The organism is Leptolyngbya sp. DQ-M1, from assembly GCF_039962505.1.
GTDB lineage: Bacteria > Cyanobacteriota > Cyanobacteriia > Leptolyngbyales > Leptolyngbyaceae > Leptolyngbya.
On sequence record NZ_JAMPLJ010000015.1, the window covers coordinates 1 to 22,051 of the forward strand.

General features: G+C 46.8%; 25 protein-coding genes and 2 pseudogenes. 17 read left to right on the top strand and 10 right to left on the bottom strand.

Annotation, left to right across the window (positions count from 1 at the left end):
- From NC981_RS23335 to NC981_RS23355, 5 genes are all read left to right on the top strand, one after another.
- Positions 1 to 672, top strand: a 672-nt coding sequence (locus NC981_RS23335) for a helix-turn-helix transcriptional regulator (protein WP_348245175.1), incomplete at its 5' end; no start/stop codon positions are given.
- A 1,578-nt stretch (positions 673 to 2,250) separates the two neighbouring features.
- Positions 2,251 to 3,201, top strand: a complete 951-nt coding sequence (locus NC981_RS23340) for a hypothetical protein (protein ID WP_348245177.1) — start codon at positions 2,251 to 2,253, stop codon at positions 3,199 to 3,201.
- Positions 3,202 to 3,460: 259 nt separating this feature from the next.
- A complete protein-coding gene (locus NC981_RS23345; RefSeq protein ID WP_348245179.1) occupies positions 3,461 to 4,678 on the top strand; it encodes a PDDEXK nuclease domain-containing protein in 1,218 nt (405 codons plus the stop codon).
- A 153-nt stretch (positions 4,679 to 4,831) separates the two neighbouring features.
- Positions 4,832 to 5,689: a ParA family protein gene (locus NC981_RS23350; RefSeq protein ID WP_348245181.1), complete on the top strand. Its 858-nt coding sequence runs from the start codon at positions 4,832 to 4,834 to the stop codon at positions 5,687 to 5,689.
- A 4-nt stretch (positions 5,690 to 5,693) separates the two neighbouring features.
- Positions 5,694 to 6,857: a ParB N-terminal domain-containing protein gene (locus tag NC981_RS23355; protein WP_348245183.1), complete on the top strand. Its 1,164-nt coding sequence runs from the start codon at positions 5,694 to 5,696 to the stop codon at positions 6,855 to 6,857.
- A 148-nt stretch (positions 6,858 to 7,005) separates the two neighbouring features.
- Here the strand turns inward: NC981_RS23355 and NC981_RS23360 are convergent, their stop codons facing one another.
- The gene (locus NC981_RS23360) at positions 7,006 to 7,176 is read right to left on the bottom strand and encodes a hypothetical protein (RefSeq protein WP_348245185.1); all 171 of its coding nucleotides are present in this window, start codon (positions 7,174 to 7,176) and stop codon (positions 7,006 to 7,008) included.
- A 22-nt stretch (positions 7,177 to 7,198) separates the two neighbouring features.
- Between NC981_RS23360 and NC981_RS23365 the strand changes: the two genes are divergently transcribed.
- On the top strand, positions 7,199 to 7,354 hold the full coding sequence (locus NC981_RS23365) for a hypothetical protein (protein ID WP_348245187.1): 156 nt from the start codon (positions 7,199 to 7,201) through the stop codon (positions 7,352 to 7,354).
- A gap of 207 nt (positions 7,355 to 7,561) precedes the next feature.
- Here NC981_RS23365 and NC981_RS23370 read toward each other — a convergent pair whose 3' ends face one another.
- Positions 7,562 to 8,128 (bottom strand): IS630 family transposase, encoded by a 567-nt coding sequence (locus NC981_RS23370; RefSeq protein WP_348245189.1) that lies wholly within the window; start codon positions 8,126 to 8,128, stop codon positions 7,562 to 7,564.
- A gap of 25 nt (positions 8,129 to 8,153) precedes the next feature.
- Positions 8,154 to 8,513: a transposase gene (locus NC981_RS23375; RefSeq protein ID WP_348245191.1), complete on the bottom strand. Its 360-nt coding sequence runs from the start codon at positions 8,511 to 8,513 to the stop codon at positions 8,154 to 8,156.
- Positions 8,514 to 8,582: 69 nt separating this feature from the next.
- On the opposite strand from NC981_RS23375, the pseudogene NC981_RS23380 reads away from it, so the two are divergent.
- Together NC981_RS23380 and NC981_RS23385 are read left to right on the top strand one after the other, a co-directional pair.
- Positions 8,583 to 8,735 (top strand): annotated as a pseudogene (locus NC981_RS23380) (IS982 family transposase); the annotation flags it as partial.
- Between the two features lie 335 nt (positions 8,736 to 9,070).
- Positions 9,071 to 9,334, top strand: a complete 264-nt coding sequence (locus tag NC981_RS23385) for a helix-turn-helix transcriptional regulator (protein WP_348245193.1) — start codon at positions 9,071 to 9,073, stop codon at positions 9,332 to 9,334.
- Between the two features lie 373 nt (positions 9,335 to 9,707).
- On the opposite strand, the gene tnpA is transcribed toward NC981_RS23385, so the two are convergent.
- On the bottom strand, positions 9,708 to 10,127 hold the full coding sequence (gene tnpA / locus NC981_RS23390; RefSeq protein WP_348245195.1) for an IS200/IS605 family transposase: 420 nt from the start codon (positions 10,125 to 10,127) through the stop codon (positions 9,708 to 9,710).
- A 32-nt stretch (positions 10,128 to 10,159) separates the two neighbouring features.
- Between tnpA and NC981_RS23395 the strand changes: the two genes are divergently transcribed.
- A complete protein-coding gene (locus NC981_RS23395) occupies positions 10,160 to 11,500 on the top strand; it encodes an IS200/IS605 family accessory protein TnpB-related protein (RefSeq protein ID WP_348245197.1) in 1,341 nt (446 codons plus the stop codon).
- Between the two features lie 101 nt (positions 11,501 to 11,601).
- Here the strand turns inward: NC981_RS23395 and NC981_RS23400 are convergent, their stop codons facing one another.
- The 3 genes from NC981_RS23400 to NC981_RS23410 form a co-directional block, all read right to left on the bottom strand.
- Complete coding sequence (locus tag NC981_RS23400) at positions 11,602 to 12,567, bottom strand: tyrosine-type recombinase/integrase (protein ID WP_348245199.1); 966 nt, start codon at positions 12,565 to 12,567, stop codon at positions 11,602 to 11,604.
- Between the two features lie 128 nt (positions 12,568 to 12,695).
- Positions 12,696 to 13,376 (bottom strand): DUF4058 family protein, encoded by a 681-nt coding sequence (locus NC981_RS23405; RefSeq protein WP_348245201.1) that lies wholly within the window; start codon positions 13,374 to 13,376, stop codon positions 12,696 to 12,698.
- A gap of 24 nt (positions 13,377 to 13,400) precedes the next feature.
- Positions 13,401 to 14,018: a hypothetical protein gene (locus NC981_RS23410; protein ID WP_348245203.1), complete on the bottom strand. Its 618-nt coding sequence runs from the start codon at positions 14,016 to 14,018 to the stop codon at positions 13,401 to 13,403.
- 329 nt (positions 14,019 to 14,347) lie between these two features.
- Between NC981_RS23410 and NC981_RS23415 the strand changes: the two genes are divergently transcribed.
- From NC981_RS23415 to NC981_RS23440, 6 genes and pseudogenes are all read left to right on the top strand, one after another.
- Positions 14,348 to 14,941 (top strand): Uma2 family endonuclease, encoded by a 594-nt coding sequence (locus tag NC981_RS23415; RefSeq protein WP_348245205.1) that lies wholly within the window; start codon positions 14,348 to 14,350, stop codon positions 14,939 to 14,941.
- A 22-nt stretch (positions 14,942 to 14,963) separates the two neighbouring features.
- Entirely contained in the window at positions 14,964 to 15,500 is a 537-nt protein-coding gene (locus NC981_RS23420; protein ID WP_348245207.1) for a hypothetical protein, read from the top strand.
- On the top strand, positions 15,461 to 16,264 hold the full coding sequence (locus NC981_RS23425; protein ID WP_348245209.1) for a hypothetical protein: 804 nt from the start codon (positions 15,461 to 15,463) through the stop codon (positions 16,262 to 16,264). Before NC981_RS23420 ends, NC981_RS23425 begins: the two co-directional genes overlap by 40 nt.
- Positions 16,265 to 16,582: 318 nt before the next feature.
- The gene (locus NC981_RS23430; RefSeq protein WP_348245211.1) at positions 16,583 to 16,861 is read left to right on the top strand and encodes a hypothetical protein; all 279 of its coding nucleotides are present in this window, start codon (positions 16,583 to 16,585) and stop codon (positions 16,859 to 16,861) included.
- A 242-nt stretch (positions 16,862 to 17,103) separates the two neighbouring features.
- Positions 17,104 to 17,913 (top strand): hypothetical protein, encoded by an 810-nt coding sequence (locus NC981_RS23435; RefSeq protein WP_348245213.1) that lies wholly within the window; start codon positions 17,104 to 17,106, stop codon positions 17,911 to 17,913.
- A 105-nt stretch (positions 17,914 to 18,018) separates the two neighbouring features.
- A pseudogene (locus NC981_RS23440) lies at positions 18,019 to 19,344 on the top strand (IS701 family transposase).
- Here NC981_RS23440 and NC981_RS23445 read toward each other — a convergent pair.
- Entirely contained in the window at positions 19,325 to 19,741 is a 417-nt protein-coding gene (locus NC981_RS23445) for a transposase DNA-binding-containing protein (protein ID WP_348245247.1), read from the bottom strand. The pseudogene NC981_RS23440 and the gene NC981_RS23445 sit on opposite strands and share 20 nt — an antisense overlap.
- A 279-nt stretch (positions 19,742 to 20,020) precedes the next feature.
- Positions 20,021 to 20,161 (bottom strand): hypothetical protein, encoded by a 141-nt coding sequence (locus NC981_RS23450; protein ID WP_348245215.1) that lies wholly within the window; start codon positions 20,159 to 20,161, stop codon positions 20,021 to 20,023.
- A 268-nt stretch (positions 20,162 to 20,429) separates the two neighbouring features.
- Between NC981_RS23450 and NC981_RS23455 the strand changes: the two genes are divergently transcribed.
- Both NC981_RS23455 and NC981_RS23460 read left to right on the top strand, forming a co-directional pair.
- A complete protein-coding gene (locus NC981_RS23455) occupies positions 20,430 to 20,618 on the top strand; it encodes a hypothetical protein (RefSeq protein ID WP_348245217.1) in 189 nt (62 codons plus the stop codon).
- A gap of 47 nt (positions 20,619 to 20,665) precedes the next feature.
- Positions 20,666 to 20,992: a hypothetical protein gene (locus tag NC981_RS23460; RefSeq protein WP_348245219.1), complete on the top strand. Its 327-nt coding sequence runs from the start codon at positions 20,666 to 20,668 to the stop codon at positions 20,990 to 20,992.
- 111 nt (positions 20,993 to 21,103) lie between these two features.
- Here NC981_RS23460 and NC981_RS23465 read toward each other — a convergent pair whose 3' ends face one another.
- Complete coding sequence (locus NC981_RS23465) at positions 21,104 to 21,910, bottom strand: IS5 family transposase (RefSeq protein ID WP_348245221.1); 807 nt, start codon at positions 21,908 to 21,910, stop codon at positions 21,104 to 21,106.
- Positions 21,911 to 22,051: the final 141 nt, after the last annotated feature.

Consider the following 22,051-nt stretch of genomic DNA (forward strand, 5'->3'; position numbering starts at 1 on the left):
CAAAAGCAGCAAAGAAACGACCAAAAACGATCGTGCTTTTCCTTTGAAAGCTCGATCTGTCCTCGTTGTTCAAGATTTCACATCAGCTTTCAAACAAAACCCGCAACCAGTTGTGTGTTCGACCTTGCAACCTATCCACCTCAGTATCTGCCTGAGTTGCCCAATTTGCTGCCTTTGGCTGAAATTCCAGATGATCCAGAGCAGGCAGCGGAATTCTGGTTAAACGACGCGATGCGATCGGAGGGCGATCGCTTAACCGATTTAGTCAAACGTCCTTACGGTGGCTTCGAGCAGCTTCTGACCGCACGGGTGCTTGTGCAACCTCCAGAAGTTATTTCGCGGAAATTTGAAGAACTGAAAGACACAAACTCCCCCTTAGCTCCTCCCTTCGCTCTAACGCCCGCATCCACACCCTCGAAGCCCCGCAAATCCGAGCGCAAGCTTCTTTCAAAAGCTTCTAAAACGCTGTCCGACACCAGCAATTCTGCTGCCAAGATCGAATCCGGCGAACAGTTGAAATCACTTCGGCTAACGAGAGGAATGACGCAGAGCGTTTTGGCAACCAAACTAGGAAAAAGCACCAGTTGGGTCAAACTTGTCGAAACCGGGCGGCGCAACATCACGCCTGATGATCAGCAACGGTTACAGGAAATCTTGCAGTCTGCGATTTGACGTTGCCTTCGACTCAGATTCACCGGATTGCCTCAACTGTTTCCAGTCTACTTCTCAACATACAAGCTTTCCGCTCAACCTTGTAACTTCTTTTCGATCCAATTGGAAACATGATGGTTCAAATACCTAGCGTTCATCCCAATAGTTACAAATTGGGGTGATCCAAATATCGTTGAAACCCTTAGAATTCCCCAGGTTAAGCTCAAAGGTTACAGAGCAACTATTGATCAATGCCCCTGGTTCACTCCAATGGTTACAGTTACGATCGCATTGAGATAAATTCCCTAACTTCATCCCAATAGTTACATTTAACCACTCGAAAACGCCCCAAGTTAAGCCAAATAGTTACAGGCAATCTTCTTGGCTTCTCACAAATGCCCTAGGTTGAGCTATATGGTTACACCCTTTGAATCAATTGCATTCAATACCCCTGGTGTGTCCTAAAGGTTACAACCTGAATTAAAAGTTCTGCGGGTTGGCTCCGAAAGTTACATCACCAAGTGCATAAAACCATTGAGACGATTGCATTACACCTTCATTAGAACAACGATCAGTAGCGCGATTTCGTAACCCTGCAAACTGTTCTTGCGAACGTCTACCCACGCTCAAACCATTCTGATGGTTACAAAGAAACACCCTCGGCTCGTTCCAGAAATACCCCAGGCTCAGTCCAAAAATACGACTCGAAGATCTCAAAAGTTACATTGAGATTCTTCAAAGCCCTCTCCAGTAAGAGATACAGCCTTTAGTTACAAATCTGATCATTTAAATGATCAGGATCAAGTGAAGGTTACAGCCCTTTGAAATCGTGATTGCTAGTTTAGGGCATCAAAATCGGAGGAATGTACTATCGTCAGCGTAACTATTACTCAACCGTTTCAGTCCGTTAGAGAATGGAATAACTCGTTTCTCAAGTTATTTCCGCATCGCTATGACTATATCTGGGCTGAACATTCTCATCCCACCGAGGCAGTTGAGTGGAAAACAGAAACACGTCATTCTTTAAGCGATCGCATTATTTGTCAGGGAAGTTATCTCTATGGTGTTCGGTTTGGTGCAGAAACTCGATACTGCCTACTAGATATTGATGCCGAAAGTACCTACCATCCAAATCATGATCCATTTGCAATCAGTCGAATTGTTGCAGCACTAGAACCACTTGGGCTTGTAAGTTATCTCGCTTGTACTTCGAGCTACAGCGGTGGGTTACATCTGTATTTCCCATTTTCAACTGGACAGAGTTCCTGGCAACTTGCGATCGCAATCTCTACTCTGCTTGAAAACGCTGGATTTAAGCTATGCCCTGGACAACTTGAAGCGTTTCCAAACCCTAAACCCTATTTAGTAGAGAGTAAGCCGAGTCTTTTCAACGCTCATCGCCTTCCTCTACAAACTGGCTCATATTTATTAAACGAGCAGTTTGAACCAGTCTGGAGTACTGAACAGAATTTCGTTCAACAGTGGCAGTGTGCTCAACACCGAAATGATCTGAACACAAAACTCCTGAAGCAAATCCTCAAACAAGCGAGGCGTAAATGCTTTCGTATTTCTGGGAAAGCAGATAAGTTTCTCAATGATTTGAATGCTGAGATTGAACTCGGCTGGACAGGAGCCGGGCAAACTAATCGATTACTCGGAAGAATCACAATGCGATCGTACATTTTTCATCACGTCTTATGGGGCGGACAACCCTTGAGAGGAGCCGCTCTAGTCGAAAACATTGTTGAAACTGCGCGCTCACTACCCGGATACCAAGACTGGTGTAACCATCAACATGAGATCGAACACCGTGCAGAAGAATGGGCAAGGTGTATCGAGAACAGTCACTATTTTCGCTACGGCGATCAAAGCGGAAAGTTCAAAGCTTCTTCTCAATCACTAGATGCTGCAATCGAGAAGGCTCCGACTTGGAACCAACAGCGATTGGAGGCAACACGCGATCGGATTAGAAGTGCGATCGCTGATCTTTTAGACTCTGGAACATTACCTTCTAATGCCACTGCTCGGTTTAAAGCCTTGTTGAATTATCAAATTGGTGGAGGCTCACTTTATCGTCATCGAGATCTTTGGCATCCAAACTATCTCATTCAAATTGATGAAACTTCCAAAGAATTTGAGGAAAAAGATACTCAATCCAGAGCAGAACCCGCTCTAAAAATTGAAGAAAATGCTACAAGCTTATTACCTGCTCTAGATAGTAATCACGCTTCTAGTAATAATCTTAGCGATTCAGGAAGTCCAAATCTAGCTCGTTTAGATGGTAATTCCCCTAAACAGGACGATTCTGACCCCATGAATCGGCTGCAAGGAATCCAGCAAGCACTCGCAATCTTGCAGACACAAGCAGAGGCAGGACAGGAGGCTTTTCAAGCTGCTCAATCACAAAGCGAGTGTAAGCCTTACAGTTCTAAACTCATTGCCAAAATGCAAGGATTTCTCAATTCAGGCGACCCAATTCTGATAGTAGAAGCAATCACATGGGCAGAACTGAATTTGAAAGGCTTTGATAGCTCCATACGATCCGATTAAGCTATTGAGACACATGCACGTTCGCTTTTGCCCAAGATGGGCGATGGCAAACAGAGTAGACAATTCTTAGAATTTTGATTGCCCTAATATTATTTCAATCCAGTCTGTCGTTAACTCAATCAAGCAGTCTTCAGACTGCCGTTTTTGTGCCTCCACCATGCTGTGTTACTCTGGGTCGGAAGCGAATCAGAAGCACAAGAAAGCGGCATGGTAATATCGTCTGGATTGATTGAATCTAGCATATTGAAGGATTTCAGGTGTGGAGTACGATCGCCTTTTAGCTGGAATTAATTACATTAATCGCTTCAGCCAAATTGCCGTCGCTCGCGCAATTAACCAGACGCTCACCCTTCGGAACTGGTTGATTGGCGCTTACATTATCGAGTACGAACAAAATGGGGTCGATCGTGCCGCCTATGGTACCCAATTAATCGAAACATTAGCGAAAGATCTGAAGAAACGCAGCATTTCAGGTCTTGCTGTCAGCAATCTAAGAAATTTTCGACAGTTCGCCCTTGCCTATCCTCATCTCGCAGAGGAAGCGATTTTACCTACACTAATGTCCTTTGCTAGACTCACACCAACTGAGATTCACCAGACGGTGTCTGGTGAATTGAGAGCAGACAGTACTGAGGCAGAATCTGCCTCCATCGAAATTCCGCTAGCAGAGCTTTTATTGTTTTCGTCATTGTGCGATCGTGCTCAAACGGAGCCGCCCTTACCCTGGCAGAACGCAGAGTATTATCAAAAACTTTTCACTACTCTATCTTGGTCGCATCTCTTGGAACTGTCTCGAATTAGCGATCGCCTCAAACGAGCTTTCTACGAATTGGAAACTGTAAAAAGTAATTGGTCACTTCGCGAAATGAAGCGGCAGATGAATAATATGCTTTATGAGCGAGTTGGATTATCCAAAGACAAAGCCGCAGTTCTCACCCTCTCCCAACAAGGGCAACTGATTGACACACCCCGAACCCTGATTCGAGACCCATACATTCTGGAATTTTTAGGGTTAGCAGAACGTCCTACCTATACCGAAACTGATTTAGAGCAAGCCCTAATCGATCATCTTCAGGAATTTATGCAGGAATTAGGACGAGACTTTTGCTTTGTTGAGCGGCAGTTTCGTATGACAGTTGAAAGTGAGCATCATTTTTTGGATCTTCTGTTTTACCACCGTGCGCTCCAGTGCCTAATCGCAATCGATCTTAAGCTTGGCAAATTCAGACATGACTATGCTGGACAAATGAACTTCTACCTCAATTACCTTAAAGAAAATGTTGCTTACCCAAACGAAAATCCTCCAGTTGGGCTAATTCTGTGTGCCGATCGCGATGCAGAAACGGTTCGATACGCAACTACGGGACTCGACAATCAACTATTTGTCTCTCGTTATCTCATTGCCCTCCCGTCAGAAGCCACACTCAAGCAGTGGCTACGCGAAGAACAGGAGCGCTTAGAGCAGATGAAAAAATAGGTTGAAGCGTTAAAAAGATTTCAACCTTGCAACTCAAATCAACAAACTACCAGTAAAATTCTAAGCGACACTAACGTTAGTGTCAGGCTTAAACATTATCAAGCGACACTAACGTTAGTGTCGCAAGTGCAATTCAGAAAGGCTTGTATTGGAATGAAGAAAAAGGCAGCGAAGCGACAAATCCGCCTTGCTATCCTCAGCAACGCAGGCGGGAGCGGAAAGACCACAACGGCAGTACATCTTGCCTACGGGATTGGGGCAAAAGGCTACAAGGTGACACTGATGGAGCTAGACAGTAATGGCTCAATTCAGACGTTTGCGAGACTTCCTCGATCGACACCTGAGCGATCGCTCTCAGCAGTCTTGAAAAAAGACTTCAATGGCGAATATCCCTTTGTGCCGTTATGGTCAGAACATGTTCCAAATGTTTGGGCAATTCAAGGGGGTGCTCCATTACGAGAAAGCGTTACGGAGATTAATAATTCCGAGCGTAAATCCCAAACTCTGGCAGATCGCCTGGAAGACCACCCCTTAGACAGCGATTTGATTATCTTAGATACTCCTGCTTCACTCGACACAATGGGCTTACTCGCTTTAGCTGCCTGTACCCATTTACTTGCTCCCATTAAGCCCGAATACAAAGACACTGGCTCATTTGTTGACTTGCTCAATTGGTACAACGAGAAGATTCGAGAACTGCGTCTAAAACCCCGCCCAGAAATTCTGGGATTCGTACCGTCACGAGTCGATATTGGAGAAGAGGCGATTCATCGCAATCTTTTAGGCTTAACGAAACAGGGCAAGCCAAATAAGAAAATTCCTCCTGAAGAAACCTTGCCTTTTCAAATTGAACAAATGGGTATTCGGTGTTTCCCGCTCATTCGTGAATCTAGCTATTATCTCTGGGCCTCAGGTGCGGGGCTACCGCTGCATCTATATCGCCCTAGTTGCCCTTTTATCGAAGACTTTCGTCCTGTTATCGATGCTGTAGAAAAATTAATTACGGAGTAGATTTATGCCTGCTAAGAAACCCGCTTCAATTTCTCAAATGTTTGCATCTGCGTCTCAAAATCAGGAAGTGCTACAACTTCAAGATAAGGTAGAGGAGTTAGAAGATGAGTTGCGAAGACTCAGAGCGCAAGAACTCAATTTAGACGTAAAAACGGCATTAGAAGCTCAGATTCAGGAATTAGGTCAGCAACTCGCTCAACAGGGCGGAGAACATCTTATTGCACTTGATCAAATTCAGCCTGACCCAGATCAGCCTAGGACTGTTTTCCCGCCGACTGTCATTCAGGCTCGTGCTAAGAGCTTATGTGAGGAAGGACAGCATTCTCCAATTATTCTGATTCCTCAAGCTGAGGGTTGGTACAAGTTGTTCGACGGTGAACTGCGCTGGCGTTCTGCACCAAAAGCAAATCTGACGACACTGCGAGCCGTTTTCTTAACGCAAGACGCTCTAGACAATTTAGATAAGGCTGCAATCTTCGATCGTCAACTTACAACCAGTCTGCAATCTGAGAAACTCCATCCTTTTGATCTTGCTAACGGTTTGGTCAAGCTCATGGTCATGCGTCAACCGCAATTGAAGGAACAAATCGACTCAATTCCGAGCCTTCTGAATGGGATTATTCAGCGGTTACGACGATCCGGCGAGATTGCAGAACTGGAAGACATTGCGATCGCAGATCGAAGCACTCAGCAGGACTGGATTCAAAGAGTTTGCAACTTAGAGTCAGAGCGGCTCATTCTAGAAGTCATTCTAAGTAAACAGCTTAATCCAGTTTCTATCAACAGCAATGTGTTTCCATTGCTGAACCTGCCAGAAGATTTGCAATCTGTAATTCGGACTGAAGGGCTAGCAGGAAGTAAAGTACTTGAGTTGAAAAGAATTTCTGGCAAAACTCTAGATCTAGAAGAAGGTGCAGCAAGAGAATTGCGAATGCGGCTAACACAAGAGGTTGTCGAGCAAGGATTATCGCTAGACAAAATTCGCTCTAAAGTAAAGTCAACGCTGCAATCTCAAAAAGATACACAACATGAGCAAAAACCGCTTGACCTCCCTCAAAGGCTTTTGAGCATTCCTAAACAAATCAAGCGAGCTAAAGTCTGGGAAGATGCCAAGAAGCGACAAAAGCTAGAGAAATTGCTCAATGAACTAGAGGGATTACTGCGTTAGTCTAGGCGATGTGCAACTTTTAGATGAGAAAAAGAAAGCCTCACCCTTAAGCTTTTGATACAAAAACAACAAAAGCAGGTGAGACGCATGTATTCTATCGAGGAATTCATCATCGCGGTCTATTGCTGCGTAAATACTGTGTTGGAAGTCAAGCGGTCGGAGCGGCAAAATTAGGGTCAAACAGGCGACCGGACTTCAGCACCCCATACGCCGGATGTAACAACTTCCGCATCGCTGCGCCAAGCGGGTTGAAGCGCTTCGCTGCCATCGCCGGGAGAAACAGCGCTTTGCGTAATCGCGCATTGCCCACTCTCGACAAACTGGGCTTGCCTCGAAGTGACGTGCGATACTTTCAAGGGATTGCTGCATTTGGCTACTGTGCGGCAAAAGACGAATCGTTCTATGGCTTTCGGGGGCACTTAAGTATCAGCCTGAATGGCGTGATTACTGACTTTACGATTACCCCTGCCAATAGCGACGAGCGTGAAGCATTGTAGGAGACAACCCAAGCGATTCACGTCTTACTGATTGGGGACAAAGGCTATCTCAGCCAACCCTTGCAAACCGCACTTGCCCAGGTTGACCTGGATTTGCAAACGCTACTGCGCCATAACATGACCGAAACTCGGTCTTTTGCTGTTGTCCGGCAATTGCAAACCGTGAGTTGATTGATTGAAACGGTCAATGCCCAATTACAGCGGTTTCTAAATGAATAAGCCACAGTGTGCAAACCAAGAGATCGCATCGTCTTCCGAGATTTTCTTAGCCACAATTTCAGTCAAAGCTTGGTTGAGCGCTTCCAACGATCGTGGCTTAGCCGAGCGAAGCAGTTGCTTCAGTTTTGACCAGCAAAGTTCAATGGAAGATAAGTCTGGAGAATAGGGTGGCAGGAAGACGAGTTTGGCTCCAGCAGATTCAATCGCCTGTTGAACTCGCTCAGCATGATGCACAGGCAAATTATCCATGACCACAATGGCTCCAACCCAGAGTTGCGGAATCAACACCTCAAGCAGATAGGTCACAAAGACATCAGTATTCACGCTGCCCAGAATCGTCATCGTTGCAATTAGCCCTTCTAGCCCGATTGCTCCAATCAATGAGATATTTTGTCCAACATTGCGCGGACGTACATCATGAACCCGTTCGCCCCTAGCAGCGCGACCGTTAAGGCGGGTCATGCCCAAGTGAACCCCAGCTTCATCGACAAATACTAGATTGCGAAGGTCGATACTGAATGTCCAATGCCGAAAGGCAAACCGCAAATCTTGCACACGCTCCGTTTCGGCTTCGGTGGCGCTAAATGTTTTTTTTGACGCTCAGGTTCATCTGCTCCAACGCTCGCCACATCGTCGAGATGCCGACTTGGATAGAGCAGTCTTTTTCCAAGCGCTCACACAATTCCCACAACACCAAATCGGGTTGCTGTTTCAACCACTCAGCAATCAGCGCTTGCTCCTTCTCGCCGATTTTAGCCACGGCTCCACCGCCATGCGGTTTAGGCTGCACCGTTTTCTGTTCTCGGTAGTAGCGCATCAAGTCGCATACAAACGACAAGCTGACTTTGAAGCGCTTTGCCAGTTGGCGTTGACTGCCTTCTTTGGCTTCGTAAGCTTCGACAATCCGTTGACGTAAATCGACTGAGTAAGCAGCAGGCATGGCTCATTCCTTGTGACTGCTGCTAGGATGCCCCTGCTGTGGCACACTCAATCTGAAACCGCTGTAACAGAACGCTTCCACTTTGAGCGAATTCGCGCTCGTGACCTTTGGCATTTCACCAGTCGCGTCAATCGCAAAATTCTGGCGCATACCCTCTGCTGCTGGTTGAATCAGCAGCTGGGCCACTCATTGCTCCAGTTTGAGGGATTAGTCGCGGACTAAATGCTGATTCATAAGTTGCACATCGCCTTAGTCTTTAATTTTTTATTACTTGTCAAGCAACAACTTTATAAGCGTTGGAGTCTAATATCTCACAAGTTACATATTGCTCAAACAATCGTATGCTCCTAAAAAGTAGCCCTGAGATTTCCTTATCTTAAGGTTTTGTCTTAGATGCTCCGGTACACTTTAAAGAATTACCGTTATTTTGTAGCGGTATGATCCACTATCAGAGAGTCCCTGTATATCGTAAGGATAGCCTCGTGGATCACAAAAAAGATTTAAAAAGTTGCCATATAAATAGAAATGCACAGATAATCTGTGTAGGCACTTTTTAAGTGTTGTTCACACCTGCTGAGATCTGTGGAACCATGACGATCGCAACTCAATCCGAAATTCATTGGGTACGCAAAATGCGAGAGGATGCAGGACTAACCCAAGAAAAGTTGGCAGTCGCAATCGGTGTTTGTGTATCGACGTTAAGGAAGTGGGAGAGAGGGCAAGTAGAGCCATCCTTACCAATTCAACAATGGGTGAAGTTCGCCTCTGCGGTGAACGTGCCTTTTGAAGAGTTGCCAGTTAAGATCACGAATGCAGCGTAGAGTTTAAATTTGATAGCAGCTAGGAGCTAGGCTTTCGTTGAACCTCATTAAGCTGTGATGTTAAATTGAAGAAAAGTAATTGTCTTCGCGATAAAAACTCTAGAGCAACTTTATCGCAGTACGTCATACAGACCGAGCTACATGAGGAAGAAATTTAGATTTTGGCTCTGTATGGAAATTTTTCAAGCAATAGGAGCAACTTCGATAACAATCAAGGCGCGAACACAACTCGCGTGAGCCGTAGGCACTGCTAGCAATACTTGGGACTTGACAACAGTGGCTCTGCTGACAGCGACTTTAAAGTACGGTTTGAACCTCAAGTGAGGCGCACTCCCCCACCTCGGGACAAGTGGGGGTTAGCCGAACACCCAGATTAATCACCTTTGCCCTGAGCCTGGATATAGGACTTAATAACATCCAGCGAAGCGCCACCGCCAGAAACAGCACAATAACCACGCTTCCAGAAAACAGGTTTCCAATAGTAAGGCTTCAATTCTGTAGTGTAGCGCCTTCTAATCTCTCGGCTGGTAACGGTTTTCATCGTGTTTGCAAGCTTTGAGACTGAAACATCAGGAGCAAAATCGATAAGCAGATGGATATGATCTTTCATCTCTAAATCTGCCTTTGCTTCTACCAAATAAGAACGATTCTTCTCACAAATACTTCGACTTAGTTGGATGATGTCAGATTCTATCTGCTCAGTGATTACAGGATGGCGATACTTTGTCACAAACACCATATGAATCTGAATGCTGCAAAAACTATGAGCGAACGCTCTTAAGGCTCTTGTCATGGCTCTACTCTGTGCCCACAGTGTAGGGCACTATGGCACAAAAAGCAGCGCCCAAAACCATCAGAACCGACAAGTGGCGCATTGCACCGACCAATGAGCAGAGACAATATTTGCTCAACACTGTGCAGGAATACCGCCGATTGTGTCGGTTCTTGGTCACGGTTGTCTGTACTCATTGGGTTGATTTAGGGAGCCTGAACAGCGATAAGCTTGTTCCTGCCGTCGAAAGATTGGTGCATGGAACGGCAAAGAATCCGACTCCGAAATATCCCCAAATCAACCGAGCGTTTCACAAACTCCCAAGCTACTTACGTCGCGCTGCGATTATGTTTGCGGCAGGGCAAGTCAGTAGCTACATGACTCGATACCGAGATTGGCAATCTGGGCAGAGTCGGAATCGTAGAGACGCGAAACCGCCAACTCTGAACTCTGACGCGGGCTGTTACCCTGCCTTGTACAAAGGGCAGTGTTTCAAACTGCATGGATTTGAGCAAGTCGAGATCAAGGTGTTCACTGGAACTGATTGGATTTGGATCACCATGCCAATCGTTTCGTTGCGTGAGCGTCACACCGTTTCGACGAATCAAATCAAATCCCCGTCTCTCATCGTGAACGATAAGTCCTGCCATTTGTCGGTTCCGTTTGAGTGCCATCCTGAACGGGTGAAAGGTGCGGGTGTAGTTGTGGCGGTTGATTTGGGACTCAACACAACTGCTACTGTTTCAGTGGTGAGCCGTGACGGTACTGTAATCCATCGTGAATTCATTCACCCTGGAAGAGACATAGACCGTCGCGATAAGCGTCTGAAATCAGTTTCTCAAAGAGCAAAGAAAACGATGGGTAAAGGCGGAAAACTTGGTAAAGGATTCTGCAAACACACCTATCGCAGGTGTCGCAACATCAATCAGCAGATTGGGCACATCGTTTCTAAACGCATCACTCGGATTGCTCAAAGCTACAGCGCAGATGCGGTTGTGTTTGAGGATCTGAAAGGATGGAAGCCAAAAGGCGGAAAGAAGCGGTCTAACCTGAAACAACGGTTCCACGGTTGGCTCAAAAGCTTGATTGTCGAACTGACAGAGCGTAAATGGGCTGAGTTAGGCGGCAAGACAATCACTGTGATTGCTGCTTATACTTCAAAGCTTGCTTACGACGGTTCAGGACAGGTAAAGCGCGACGGTAAAAATTACGCTTTAGCAACTTTTTCTAGCGGGAAGCGTTACAACTGCGACCTGAACGGGTCATACAATATCGCCGCTAGAGGTTGGCTTAAGCTCGATAGCCGAAAGGACTACGAGAAGCGTTCCAGTGGAAATTCTGGACGCTTGCCTAGAAGCTGGGCTTGTCTCTGTGATTTGTGGGCTGAGCTCTAACTTAGCATAGACACCCTCACCTCTCAAAAGGTGAGGTGAGCTTCATATATATGAGATCGTCAGATTTCAACAAAATGCCGCCCTGAACCATAGTTGATAAATTACTTCTCAAACTTGTAAAACTCGCTCTCTGCCGCTGCTTGTTCAGCTGCTTTTGTGTACCTGCGGAAGTTGATCGGGTTCTTCTGCCGCATAATCGTCATGATGTGGTGCGGGTTCATGCCCATCAAGACGTGATTCGTCGCAAAGGTATGCCTTCCTTGATGCGACGTGAAATTGATTCCGGTTCGTTCACGCAACTTGTCCACAAGGGTACGAATGCCGCCATACGTCAGCCGCGCTCCTGCATTTTGCGGAGAATAGGAGACGAACATCGGACTTTCAGGACTCATCGCTTGTCCCTGCCCTCTGCACCATTCGAGGTAGCGATCGATTACTTCTCTCGCCTCCCGGTTGAGCGGAACGGTTCCTTTGCTGTCGGCTTTTGCTTTGCGAATTCGTAATCTGGTTCCGTCGTAGTCTTCCTGGTTGAGATTGCACACCTCGCTCGCTCGCAGTCCATGCAACAAGAGCAACAGAATTGCAAGATTGCGTTCTGGCAATGTGGTTTCTGAGAGGGCGGCTGCCAGAATTTCCTCAACGGCTTGGTCTGGCAGACTTCTTGCTTCTGGCTCTGGCAGCTTAGGTAACTCGATTTCTAGGGTGGGGTCAAAGTCGAGGTAGCGAGATCGCGTCATCCAGCCGAAGAAGTTCTTCAGCGTGCCCAAGATTCGTCTTACACTTGCATCTGACAGGACTCGCTGACCGCTCTTCTCGCGCAGCAGATGTTCTTTGAACTGAGCGACCAGACGCGGGCTGACCATTGCCCAAGGTGCGTTTGTCCAATCGGTAAAGGCTTTCAAGTCCTGGCGATAGGCTCGCTTGCTGTTTTCTGAGAGCGATCGAGCGATCAAAAATTCATCAATGCGAAACTCTCTCAAATCCGCAGTTGGTGTAACCGCCGGCACTGGGGAGTGAGCAGTAGCACTACGAACCACAAAAATCGGATCAGGAATCGGTTGCGACATCGCTCTCGGTTGTATCTAACTTGAGTTTCTCGTAAACACAAATTTAGTGTACCGTTTGACGATCGTCTTGATTTGACTTCTCGAAGACGTTTTCAGTATTTCATCCGAAGACTATTCCATCTTCGTTCTCATAACCGACTTTCAATTCGAGTTTGTTCATATGTCTTTTCCAATTCAATGGGAAGACATATGCCGTCCTTTAACCAGAGTGGAAGGGTGGGAAGGTCAGCGTCAACGCAGAGTTCTTCCTGCCAGATTTCTAAGACCGAATTCCCGTCTTGGTCAACGGCTCGATAGGCTGTGGCATAAAGTGACGAGAGGGTTGTCTTCATTCCGATGCGCTGCATCAGTTCCCCATGCAGATTCGCGTTCAGTGTCGTCACCACATCGACAATCACCAGCCCTATACCTTGATTGAGATAGGTTTCACACTTCGCTACAAACGCATCTTTTGAAGCTGAGCGATCTTTATTGGCAGGAGAGACAAGTTCGATCGCGCCCACGAGAATCGGACCTTCGCGAGTGCTAAAGACTAGAACTTCGATCGTGTCAGTTGTAGGCTGAAATGGAACGGTGAGCGTTGGAGCCTTCGGCATCCATGACCCTGTCCCATTCGAGCGCACGGCAGGAATTTGTTCCTGGACTGCGACATCAATTTCTATCCCAAACTGGACGTTTGCTTCCGCAAAATAGCCCTCTGGCAGAATTCGATTTAACTCGGTCTTGATTGTGGATGACCAGGCGTTATGGAAGCTATGCCAATGCCGTCTGGTGCTGAGGGGTGGGCGGAAATGATCAAGGAGTGGCATTTTTGATTATCCTTTGAACGTCTTTTATGCAGCTTCTAGAATTCCAACTAACAGTTGTACAAGCGTTTCCAATCCTTCTGGAACCCGATAGAGGACAGAATCTTGCACCACTCGCTTGAGTGCGCGATCGTATCTCCCAAATCGCCAGCTTTCGCCAGTTGTAACAGCTCCAAACAACGATTCACCTTCCGGTTCACGCCATAAGTCCAGTGCAATTAGTTCAACAGCAAGCTGTGTGAATCCTTTATCGAGATCAGCCTGTTTCGCTTCAGTGACCAGTAACTGACGGTTCTTATCAATCAAATAGTCAAGTGTTCCCTTCAGAAGTGGACCGGCGTTAATGGGATATTCAATGTCGAGCGAGCTATCCACTGCTTCACAAACTTCCACCAGAATCGGGGCAATAATCGCTTCTCGTTTAGATGTTTCGGTCACGGCTGAAATCCGTCTCAAATTGCGGTCAAGAATGCGCTTTAGTTCATCAATTGCATGAGGCGTTGAACTTCGGGGAATTTGAAGCGGTTGCCGTGATCGCTCAAACGTATAACCCAAATCAGCCAGAATGTCTGCAGTTCGGTAAGGCAGAGTCGCGTACTGGCTGAAGGTGTAGGACGGCTCAGTGAGAATTTTTGGCTTATTCATCTTCTGTATTTTGAATCATTTTTACCTACAACCCTTTCTATACAAGCATTTTAGCCATTTTTGCCCTTTGACCCTGTGGATTTGAGCAAAATTCCAGCGATCACCGCCTTAGACTACAGATAATAACCATTATCTGTAGTTACGTTATTATTCTGTTATATAAAGCGTTTTTTAACAGAAATCAAAAATTTATAAAAATAGGAACGCTAAAAGTTCGATGATATCTAAACTCTATCAGTCTAGTCTTAACTCAGTTTCACATAAATTTTGATTGCTCGAAAAGGCAAAATTCGATAGAATTACCGCATGATCGTCATTTGGAGGGCAGTATGACGCAGATCCAGCCACGCTTTAAGACGATCGAGGAGTATCTCGACTACGACGACGGAACGGAGACGCGCTACGAATTGGTAAATGGGGAGTTAGTCGAATTGCCAAGTGAAGATCCGATCAATCCGATGATTGCATCGCTGTTGTTTGCCACTTTTTTAAGTCTCGGTGTTCCTTACTCTCGATTGGTGATTGGACATCAGATTGAAGTGGAATCCTCTGAGGTGAGTGCACGACAACCAGACTTTATTGTGCATACCGCAGAATCAATTCGAGCGCTGATGTCGGGTGAAAAAATTATCCGGCTCTCGATGCCTGCTCCCCGACTCGTTGTGGAAGTCGTTTCACCCGGATCTCCAAGCAGTAAGAACTATCAGCGCGATTATGTACAAAAGCCTCGTGAATATGCAGCGCGAGGGATTCCTGAACTCTGGCAGATCGATCCGAGTCGTGCTGTAGTGAACGTGCTGGAACTGGTGAACGGAGCGTATCAATCCTATCCCTTTGTGGGAGATGATCCGATTCTGTCGCCACAGTTTCCGAATTTGCAGCTGACCGCTGCGGAAGTCTTACGTGCAGGTCAATCTAATTAAGCACTTCAACGAAATTAGAGCGATGCCTAGAAAAGCTTCTCCAAAATGTCTTCGATGTGCAGCACTCCACATCGATCAAATGCACCAAATTCACGGTTCTCCAAAGACGGACCCACAGAATTTTGTGCGTGATCCCAATATTCCATCGGACGGCTGCTATAACCCCAAGGTCTGCCCACCGAAGCGGTCACGTCTGCGAAATGCTGAAATCAACCGTCAGAAGCAGGTTATCGAGCGTCAGGAACGACTGCTTGAGCGCTTCAACATTGACTCTCCTTACGCTGACCTGGCTTACGCGATTTTGATTGTCTATCGCGAAGCTGGATACGATTCTCCGGTTCATGCGATCGCTGGCTCCGTGTGGAAGGGCAATGCACAAATTGTGGAGATTACCCCAATTCATTGTGAAGGCATGACTCCTTCGCTCGTCGATGCCTACGTTGCGTCCATGCTGCGCGTTTTGCACAAAGAGTATGGCATCCGTAAGTTCGCTGCCCAGCTTCGACGAGACCCGCAGTGTTGCCCGATTCGCCCGTGCTATTTAGTGGGGGTCGCGTGATCCAACTCGAAATTCCCCTGTTTGACTCGCTCCAAGATGCGATCGCGTCGCCTCAAGACGCGCAACTGCTCGACCTGTTGCGAGAATTTGATGCGGCGATTGCCAATCTCGACGATCGTCATGTCTTAGAAGTGGCGTCCGAGGCGATTCTGCGACTGGCTATGATCGTCGAAGCAAAATATGTGGGTGTAATCGAAGGAGTCCAGGCAGAAGTCCAAGCGAGTCAATCGAGAGATCCAATCGTGCCAATTGATTTCTTCGATCGCTATGTGCGGCAGTCAATGCTAGTAAACCTTGACCAATATATCGAGCCAATTCCTTTACTGCCACTACCCGTTCAGTTAGAGGGAGACTGGGCAATTGCATCTGCTTTGGATTTGGGTTGTGTTTCAGAACCAGAGATGATGCAGGCGATTCAGGAGGCGATGATTGACGATGCGGCGGTGCTGCTAGAGGGATTGCCTGACCGGAATGCAGCGTCTCAACCCATGGATCTTGATGCAGTTAAACACTTAGCGCATGGCGAGGAGCTTGACCATTGGAGCGCTGAACTTGTAGAAGCGATCGAGAAACTGCAAACCCGTAAGCGCAAGTCGATTTCATTGCTTGACCTTGTTTGCACTTTAGAATCATCTCGAACTCGGTCAAAGCGCAAAGACTGTTTGATCGACCTGTGGCTGGCTTTTCTGCTAGGTAAACATTCTTATCATCTTTGCCGTATAGCGCATGATTTTTATAGCATGGTTGGCATTAAGGTTGTCTGAAGAAAGACTGGAATTATCCTGTTTGAGAAACGATCGTTCTTGGGTTACTTCGAATCAAGCTGCTTGATTGTGTCGCAAAAACGGTGAGGTGTGGAAGCTCAATCTTCCCTCGCCTTGCTTCAAGTGAAAGGTATCAATCAAGGGGACAGTGTATCTCAAGTAAGATTCATCAATGAACTCTTCGGGGTGATGGCTTAAAGCAACACAAACGAGACCAGTTCATTTGTCACTTCAAAATCCTTGCGACAGAACTAACTTTCCTCTCCACTTGTCCAATTAAAGGGTTCCGCTTCATATTAAAGGGTTCCGCTTCATAACATGTCTCTTCCTCTTCAAAAACCTCAGATCCCTACATCGGTTGTCGAAGCCCGTCGTGATGAAATTGGCGATGACTGGTTGGTCGTACAAGCATGGACGGTAAAAGATAAAAGGCTTGAGAGAATTCACCGAAATGCTCAGATGCCTGACAAGCTACCAATCGATGTAACAGGAGCCTATTTTTTTGCAGCAGCCCTTCCCCCCAGAGCGATTCCTTATCAGCCCTTTGGTGAAACGCCTATTCACAATCAACGGGTATCAAGAGCACAAGGCAATTAATCATCAACGGGGATGGGATGATCTATCGCCTAACCTTTCACTAGGGAAAAGCCAAAATACGAACTCGAATTGCTAAAACGCCCTGCTACTATGCAGACTTCATTGTGGAGAACGACCCCCAAACCTATCCTGTCAGAGACTATGCTTTCCGTAACAATGGACCCAGTCGGATTAGCGCTAAGTTGGGTAATCGGAATCAGTTGAATACCGCTTTTCTCAAAACACCGGACGATCGTCTTCTCGTGACGTTTGATGCAGGTCGCCCCTGGGAAATTGATCCAGACAGCATGGAATTGCTAACACCGATGGGTAGGAAACAGGAATGGCTGAGTATTTTTCCCGAGTTAATGGAAAAAACGATATTTCCTGTGGTTTCTAGCCCAGCTCATCCGGTGTGTGAAATTCCGGCTCAACAAGGGATAGATCCGATCGATCAAGTCTTTTCCTTGAACTACTCCGTCGCCTATAAAGGGAAGTTCCGGAAGCCGTTCGATCGTCTTATGAACTCCTTAAGCCGAAAGCTTTATCAAAATGCTGGAAGAACATGGCGCAATCGAATCAGCGGGTTTACCGACTTAGTCTGTTATGACTTCAGCACGGAGCAACCCAACTTACGCCGATGGGAACTTGTTGTAGGAGGACAGCATCCCCTGGTTGGGGAACAATCGCTGCATCAGGTTTGTATTACTCAAAATCACATTATTTTCGGAGATACTGCTTTTAGGATAGAGTTCTCGCAATTATTCTTCTCATTTATTTTTGGATTGGCTATGGCGATCGCGTTCATCGCCGGAATCTTAGAACCCAAACGTTTAAGAATGACTATGCAGCCTCTCAGCATTCCCAGAATACAGAGAAGAACTTATTGCAACGTCAAAATCGGAAAGAGGACAAAAAGATCGCTTCGCTCATGCCACAGGTTCGCCATCATTTTGTTGCCCAAACGCTGGAGCATGAGATTGAACAAAACTCTAAGCTATGGGACTCGAAGCTCAGCAAAATATTCCTGCAATTGCTTGTGGATGAATCGAAACTTGCCACCCACCTGCTGAAGCAGCGATCGCTCCGTGCAGGATTGCAGAAACCGAGCGTATCCCTTTTTCATCACTCTAGGCAGGATAAAGTAAGAGCAAGTTCTTGAACTCCTTGTCAAATCGATGGTTGAGCCACGCGCACCCGTCAACACCGTCAGCTTCATCGACAACTATTGCGCAGTCTACCGTGACCTATTCATAGACGTGCGAGGTTTTGAAGCCTTCAAATATCTGCATCTCGGCATGATTAGCGATTTGCCGCGTAAGTCACTGCCTGCCATTGCTCGTGCGGTTGGATTGTCGAGTGATCAAGTGCTGCATCATTGTCTCACTGAATCGCCTTGGTCAGTCGCTGCATTGCAAAAACGGCGGTTAGAACTAATCTTGCAGCAGTTAAACGGACGAGCGATAACGCTTGTGATTGATGAAACCGGAGACCGTAAAAAAGGCAATACGACTGACTATGTGGCACAACAGTACATCGGTAATATCGGCAAGATTGAGAACGGCATTGTGTCCGTGAATGCGTATGGCATTGTCGAGCAGTTGACCTTCCCCCTATTGTTCAAAGTCTTCAAGCCCAAACAGCGACTGAAGCCCGATGATGTGTACCAAACCAAGCTCCAGTTGGCGCAAAGTATCATTGCTGAGCTAGTCAGCTTTGGTTTCAAGATTGAGCTAGTACTAGCAGATAGCTTCTATGGCGAGAGTAGTGCATTCGTCAGTCATCTTGACCGATTGAATCTACCTTGGATTCTGGCAATTCGCTCGGATCACGGCGTGTGGATGCCGAATGAGGTTGAAGTCACCACCAGCGAGTGGCACCGCTTTGAGCGCGTCTTCTCGAATGGCACGACTGAGGAACGCTATATCCATGAGGTGATCTTTGGGTGCAGGTTTGAGCATCGCTATTGGACTTTGACCAATGATCCAGCAACACTGCCGGACAATAGCACTTGGTCAGTGATGAGTCACCTCAATGAGCAGCGAGACCACTTCGACCAAATTGGCAATCTGTACGGCTTAAGAACCTGGGTAGAGTATGGCTTCAAACAATGCAAAGATAAGCTGGGATGGGCGGATTATCGCGTGACGCACTATGCCCAGATTGAGCGATGGTGGGAAATTGTTAGTAGTGCTTATCTGATGGTGAGCTTACAGTTTGGTGGACTGAATTCGCAACCTGATTGCCCTGAAGACCCCTTACTTGAGAAATTTTGCACTCATGCCTGTTGGCAATCATCGAGCAGTTGGACGAGTCGATTTCACAACTTACGACTGATCATTCAGCCCTATGTATATTTCTGCTGACTCAAGCCTTGGCTATCAGTGTTTGCGGTTTCAGCATTGGAGCGAGGTTTTACCTACTTGATTCGCATACTCAATCAGTTCTCTGGTTGGCAGCATCGTATTCCTCTAAGCATGAATTCTATCTTTTCTTCTGCCTAGAGTGATGAAAAAGGGCTATTAATTGAAATGGTATGACGGCTAATACACTATGCAACAGCAAACCGCGTGTGTTGGCTCCGCGCAAATATCCCAGTCCCCGCTTGTGTGGATGGTGGCTGTAGTCAAGTTTGGTCGTGTCTTGAATGGCAAGCACTAACTGATGGCATTCACTCCAATGGGCGGTACTGGCAACATGGGCAGCGAGAATATCTGATGCGGCAATGCGCGGATTACTCCAAAAATCATACATTCCTTGTAGGGCTGCACGGTCTCGGCTCGCAAACGGGACGCTCGATTCTGGACTTCCGGCTAAGTCTTCCACAATTTGGATCAACCGCCGATTCCGCCGCGCATCGCCCAAATCCGCGTCCCCCACTTCTTCCGTCACCCAACTCATAGTCATTATCCTGCCGATTTCGTCTCCTGAGTTTGCAATGGCAGCAGCGTGAATTTGATGTTCAATCTGGATCTCTTTAGATTCCATAGCGTTCTTTAATCTGAAAATTATTCATTCTCAATTTCTCACGATCAACGCTCATACCGCTTCCAATCTTGCAGCACCGTAACTACTCACAATTCTCCGAATTTTAGTTAACTCAAGAAGTGAAAGATTGGGCAATGGCTGTAAGCTCGGTACAGCAATACTTCTAGATGGTGGCTAAAGCTCTGAAATTTGTTAAGAAAACGCGACTAAAGAATAGACAGGCTCAGAAAACGCTTCAATTTCAGCAATGTCTTGCCATTCCAGTGAGAGATGGTCACAAAGATCGACAAAAACGGCACGATCGACAGGTTTTCCAGTCAAAAAGTTACTCACTGTTGAGAGCGCTAACCCTAACGTTTCAGAGAGCTATCGTTGAGTAAGATATCCATTCCGCCTCACCGATAGCTTTACCCGCTCAATTTAATTTGGATGAACCCTGAGTGATCTTGCCATTGTTCAACTCATGCAATAGTCAAATTGTACCGGAAGTAAAGTCAGAACAAAAGTCAGTCATTCTCAGGCACGAACTCAGTGACGCGATCGGTTTGATGGAAGTATCAAGCCCGATGCCAGGGCAAGCCACCTAATCAGGAGAATGAGCATGAACGCAACATCTACCCGCAACTTCATTCTTGTAACAACCTTGATGGCATCTGCCGTTTCACTCGTTCCGGTTTATGCTCTGTCTCTCTCCCCTCCACAACGCAATGAAGTTCGCCCCGTTCAGTACGAATCTTCTCAAGACAGCATCATCGTCAATCCACCGCGCCCATCAAGGCCGATTCCTTAACCTCGAAGTGACCGTTCATTCCCTTTCCAATTACAGGAGCTAACTTTATGACCGTTACAACCGCTACCGCTCTCGTAGACAGCTTATTAAGCGTATTAGCCAACTCGCGCCAAACGATCGACGAAATCAACGCCGTCTGCACTGCCAAAGAACTACCGCCTGCACTCAAAGAGAGCGATACTTCAGCGATCGGCATTGTGGGTAATCCTGATTATCGATTTGAAGGCTTTGGCGTGATTCTCGTTCGACCTTTCCCACCGAAGTTCGCGCTTTCGTTCTGGGTGCATTACAAACCAGAGAGCGACCAGCACATTGCATTAGGTCGGTTCACAGTTCCGATTAGTGTTTTCGACGTAGGAAAGTTCAAATTCTAACGTAATTGAACGCTGAGAAGAAACAACTGTGTTAGGTAATCGTTTCTTCTCAACACCCTATTCATACGCAAGCATTGCTTGTGAAGTTTAAGCGCCTCTGGCTAGAAGGTGTTATGCACTTTGAAAGCGGAGTTCGACAAACTGTTTGACCATCAGCATTGCAAACGCAACCAAGTGAAAGCCCGCTAATGTTTCAGCTAAGCGCTCGTAATCTCTCACCAGGCGGCGAAATCGCGACATCCAACCAAAACTTCGTTCTACAACCCAACGCCGAGGCAGCAGCACGAAGCCTTTCTTCGCTTCGGGTAGTTTCACGACTTCTAATTGAACACCCTGTTCTGCTGCCGCAATTGCCGCCGATTCTCCGGTATAGGCTTGGTCTACAAACGCCACTTCGACCGTTTCTCCGGTGACTTGTTGCACCTGCTTGACCAAGACTTCAACTTGATGACGGTCTTGCTCGTTTGCAGGTGTAACGTGAAGCGCTAACAGTTGTCCTAGCGTGTCTACTGCTATGTGAACTTTGCTGCCCTTTTTGCGTTTCCCGCCGTCATAACCTGCACGATGACCACTCTCAATCGTAGACTGCAACGTCCGACTATCTAGAATGACTGCGCTCGGTTGCTCGTTGCGTCCAGTGAGAAGCCGTAACAACTCGCGCAGGTCATGCACCATCACTTCAAACACGCCAGCCTTCATCCACCGCTGCGTTTGTTGATACACTGCCGCCCAGGGTGGCAAGTCGTGCGGCATCAGTCGCCACGCTCCCCCGCTTCTCGCAACGTATCGTAAACCGTTAAACACTTCTCGCAGATTATGTTCGCGTTGCGGCGCATCCTCGCTCATCAAGGTTAAGTACGGGGCGACAAATGCCCATTCTTCGTCGCTCATATCTGTAGGATAAGGCTTTCTACTCATGCCTCCAGTCTAACAAAAGTGCATAACACCCTCTAGATTAATCCTGTACACAGAATCAGATTCGATACTAGGAACTGAATTCAAACTCAAACGAAACTCAGTCGTTACTCAGTCGTTTTCGGTTCTGTACTCAGGTAATGC

What these genes read in the sequence shown, in the direction of transcription:
- NC981_RS23350 (WP_348245181.1), top strand. Translation starts at nt 4,832, where the DNA reads ATGAAGAAAAAGGCAGCGAAGCGACAAATCCGCCTTGCTATCCTCAGC.
- NC981_RS23355 (WP_348245183.1), top strand. Translation starts at nt 5,694, where the DNA reads ATGCCTGCTAAGAAACCCGCTTCAATTTCTCAAATGTTTGCATCTGCG.
- NC981_RS23375 (WP_348245191.1), bottom strand. Translation starts at nt 8,513, where the DNA reads ATGCCTGCTGCTTACTCAGTCGATTTACGTCAACGGATTGTCGAAGCT.
- tnpA (WP_348245195.1), bottom strand. Translation starts at nt 10,127, where the DNA reads ATGACAAGAGCCTTAAGAGCGTTCGCTCATAGTTTTTGCAGCATTCAG.
- NC981_RS23395 (WP_348245197.1), top strand. Translation starts at nt 10,160, where the DNA reads ATGGCACAAAAAGCAGCGCCCAAAACCATCAGAACCGACAAGTGGCGC.
- NC981_RS23400 (WP_348245199.1), bottom strand. Translation starts at nt 12,567, where the DNA reads ATGTCGCAACCGATTCCTGATCCGATTTTTGTGGTTCGTAGTGCTACT.
- NC981_RS23405 (WP_348245201.1), bottom strand. Translation starts at nt 13,376, where the DNA reads ATGCCACTCCTTGATCATTTCCGCCCACCCCTCAGCACCAGACGGCAT.
- NC981_RS23410 (WP_348245203.1), bottom strand. Translation starts at nt 14,018, where the DNA reads ATGAATAAGCCAAAAATTCTCACTGAGCCGTCCTACACCTTCAGCCAG.
- NC981_RS23415 (WP_348245205.1), top strand. Translation starts at nt 14,348, where the DNA reads ATGACGCAGATCCAGCCACGCTTTAAGACGATCGAGGAGTATCTCGAC.
- NC981_RS23420 (WP_348245207.1), top strand. Translation starts at nt 14,964, where the DNA reads ATGCCTAGAAAAGCTTCTCCAAAATGTCTTCGATGTGCAGCACTCCAC.
- NC981_RS23430 (WP_348245211.1), top strand. Translation starts at nt 16,583, where the DNA reads ATGTCTCTTCCTCTTCAAAAACCTCAGATCCCTACATCGGTTGTCGAA.
- NC981_RS23445 (WP_348245247.1), bottom strand. Translation starts at nt 19,741, where the DNA reads ATGAGTTGGGTGACGGAAGAAGTGGGGGACGCGGATTTGGGCGATGCG.
- NC981_RS23455 (WP_348245217.1), top strand. Translation starts at nt 20,430, where the DNA reads ATGAACGCAACATCTACCCGCAACTTCATTCTTGTAACAACCTTGATG.
- NC981_RS23460 (WP_348245219.1), top strand. Translation starts at nt 20,666, where the DNA reads ATGACCGTTACAACCGCTACCGCTCTCGTAGACAGCTTATTAAGCGTA.
- NC981_RS23465 (WP_348245221.1), bottom strand. Translation starts at nt 21,910, where the DNA reads ATGAGTAGAAAGCCTTATCCTACAGATATGAGCGACGAAGAATGGGCA.